The sequence below is a fragment of the Novosphingobium sp. AP12 genome (assembly GCF_000281975.1).
Taxonomy (GTDB): domain Bacteria; phylum Pseudomonadota; class Alphaproteobacteria; order Sphingomonadales; family Sphingomonadaceae; genus Novosphingobium.
Genome location: NZ_AKKE01000109.1, coordinates 1 through 3433, shown reverse-complemented (window position 1 = coordinate 3433; position 3433 = coordinate 1). Strand labels below are relative to the sequence as shown.

Below are 3433 nucleotides of genomic sequence, written 5' to 3'. Positions count from 1 at the left end.
TTGGCTGGTCCCCCAGCCGCTACACCGACGCGGCAATGCCCTGGATGGACTCGGCGTTGAGCAGCTTCAGTCTCGTCGCTCAATACTGGACGGCTCGGCGTCATGCGCCGAGCTGGCTGCTCTGGATCGCCGTGGATGTGCTCTACGTGGGCATGTTTGTTGCCAAGGGATTGTGGCTGACGGCAGGCCTCTACGGGGCGATGATCGTTCTTGCGGTACTAGGCTACCGCAACTGGCGGAACGCTGGAGAAGTCCGCTCCTGACCCGTCCCATCGCGCGGGGAAAGGCTGCCGCATGAGCTTTTGATCGGGCACGATCTTGAACTCGGTCGGGCGGGAGAACAAATCGTCTTTTCGAAGGTTTTGAATGACGGGCGAGCCACGGAGCGGCAAGATCGGACCTTAGATCAACCGCGGTTGATGATCGCAGCGAAGGGTAGTCAGTGACCGAAGCGGTGAACGGAACTTTCGGGCGTGATCCGTTCGCCGGGGGTGGCGACATGGGTGCTGCAATGCGCGCCCATGACTGGTCAATGTCCCCCCTCGGACCGTGGAAGGGATGGCCCCTGTCGCTGCGGACGATGGTGGCGCTGATGCTCGCCTCCAAACACGGCATGATGCTGGCCTGGGGACCGCAGCTGACGCTGTTGTACAACGATGCCTACGCGCCTTTCCTAGGCGGAAAGCACCCGGCAGCGATCGGCCGCCCTTTCGCGGAAGTCTGCTCGGACATCTGGAGCGAGGTTGAGCCACTGGTCGGCCAGGCACTGTCAGGCCGGGCCGTCTGGTTCGAGGATTATCACCTCGTCATGGAGCGAAACGGCTATCCCGAGGATACCTGGTGGCAGTTCTCCTACAGCCCGGTCCGCGGCGATGATGGTGAAATCTGCGGTATCCTCAATGTCACGAGCGATATGACTGGAAAGATGCTCACGTTGCGCCGGCAGGCTTTTCGGATCGCCCTCGACGTCCGCCTGCGGGGTGTCACCGATCCCGCTGCTGTAGTCGCCATCACGTCGGAGGCTTTGGGGCAGCACCTGGGTGTCGCCCGGGTGCGCTACGCCGAGATCGAGCCCGGCGGCGAGACCGTTCGGATCGAACGCGAGTGGAACGATGGTGCAGTGGCAAGCAATGCCGGGCTTGACCACCTGGACGACTTCAGGCCCGCGTTCATTGCCGACCTCAGACGAGGCAGCACGGTTGCCGTCGACAACGTGCGGCTGGACCCGCGCACCTCATCGCCGGTTGCGCTCGCCACCTTCGACCGGGCTTCGATCCAGGCATTTCTCGACGTGCCGATCGTGAAGGCCGGGACGCTGCTTGCGGTGATCACCTTGCACAGCAAGACGCCCCGGGCGTGGTCGGCCGAGGACATTGTCCTTGTAGAGGAAATCGCCGAACAGACCTGGGCCTCGGTCGAGCGCGCCCAGGCCGCTGCGTCGCTGCGCGATGCGGAAAACCGCTACCTCGCCTTGTTCAATGCCATCGACCAGGGTTTCTGCACGATCGAGGTGGCGTTCGACAAACACGACAAGGCCGTCGACTACCGCTTCCTCGAAGTCAGCCCATCTTTCGAACGGCAGACAGGCATCGTGAATGGCGCGGGTCGGTGGATGGAGGAGATCGCGCCGGATCAGCACAGCCAGTGGCTCGAAATCTATGGCCGCGTCGCGCTCACCGGCGAGCCGGCGCGCTTCGAGGACTATTCGACACCCCTTGAACGCTGGTGGGATGTCTGCGCCTTTCGCATAAGCGGCGCCCGGAGGATCGCAGTGGTCTTCCACGACATCACCCATCAGAAGCGCGCCGAGCAGGCGCAGCGTGAAACTGAAATCCAGCTTCTCGAATTGAACGACACGCTCGAACGCCAGGTTCAGGAACGGACCGCCGAGCGTGATCGCATGTGGGACACCTCTCCCGATCTCATGGTCCAGGCGTCATTGGAAGGCGTGTATCAGCGCGCCAATCGGGCCTGGACATCGATACTGGGCTACGAACCGTCGGAAGTCGAAGGCAGGACCGCAGCCGACTTTACCCACTCCGACGACCTTGATCCCATGTTCCAGGCATTGGCCACGGTGCAGGCGGATACACTGCCGGGCGTCAATTTGCGGTTTCGGCACAAGGACGGCGGGTACCGCTGGATCCAGTGGGTTGCCGCACCAAGCGGCGGTCTCATCTTTGCACTGGGCCGCGATGTCACCGCGGCGGTGGAAGCCGAAGCGCGATTGCGGGAAACGGAAGAGGCACTGCGTCAATCCCAGAAAATGGAAGCTGTGGGGCAACTCACCGGCGGCGTGGCCCATGATTTCAACAACCTGCTGACGATCATCCGCTCCTCGATCGATCTCCTGCGGCGCCCCGGCCTCCCCGATGACCGGAGGACCCGCTATCTCGATGCTGCGTCCGACACCGTCGATCGAGCAGCCAAGCTCACCAGCCAGCTTCTTGCCTTCGCACGCAGGCAGTCGCTCAAGCCGGAAACCTTCGATGTCGCCGCTAAGGTGAACAAGCTGGCCGAGATGCTCGATACCGTCACCGGATCGCGTATTCGCCTCGTAACGGAATTGCCGGACATGCCGTGCCATGTGCGAGCGGACGTCAGCCAGTTCGAAACCGCGCTCGTGAATCTGGCGGTGAATGCACGCGATGCCATGGATGGCGAAGGCGTCCTTACGCTGACGGCGAGGTGCCACTCACCGCTGCCGGCGATCCGGGGGCACGCAGGATCGGCAGGGCATTTCACCGCGATACGCGTTTCGGACACCGGCTGCGGCATTCCCTCCGATCAGTTGCCAAAGATATTCGAGCCGTTCTATACCACCAAGGAAGTCGGCAAGGGTACCGGACTGGGGCTTAGTCAGGTGTTCGGCTTCGCCAAGCAGTCCGGCGGCGATGTCGAGGTAATGAGCGTGGTGGGGGAAGGATCCTCGTTCACCCTCTATCTCCCTGAGGTCGTTGCCGAGGAAACCGCCGAGCTATCGGGCGGACACGATGAACGAGGCACGCCGGGCGGGGCGGGGCAATGCGTGCTGATCGTCGAGGATAATGTCGAAGTCGGGCGCTTTTGCAGCCAGATCCTTCAGGATCTCGGCTACCGAACGGCGCTGGCGACAAGCGCGGAAGAAGCGCTGGAGAGGCTCGGCGGGAACGGAAATGGTTTCGACGCCGTGTTTTCCGACGTAGTCATGCCCGGCATGGGCGGGGTCGCTCTGGCTGAACACCTGCGCCTTCGCATGCCTGACCTGCCGGTCGTTCTCACATCGGGCTATAGTGATGTCCTGGCCCGCGAAAACGAGCATGGTTTCGAACTGCTCCACAAGCCCTATTCGGCGGAACGGCTGGCGCGGATACTCCAACGCGTCATGCCGTGAGTGAGCCCCTGCACACCAGCCGCGAGAACGATCCAAAGCAGTGTCTTGGCCGACCGCCGA

At 62.7% G+C, this 3433-nt stretch carries 2 protein-coding genes; both read left to right on the top strand.

Annotated features, from left to right (window positions below; translation table 11 throughout):
• Positions 1 to 263 (top strand): nicotinamide mononucleotide transporter family protein (locus PMI02_RS15425; protein ID WP_007684445.1); only part of this gene is annotated, 263 nt, incomplete at its 5' end.
• Positions 264 to 442: 179 nt separating this feature from the next.
• Entirely contained in the window at positions 443 to 3373 is a 2931-nt protein-coding gene (locus PMI02_RS15420; RefSeq protein WP_007684443.1) for a PAS domain-containing protein, read from the top strand.
• Positions 3374 to 3433: the final 60 nt, after the last annotated feature.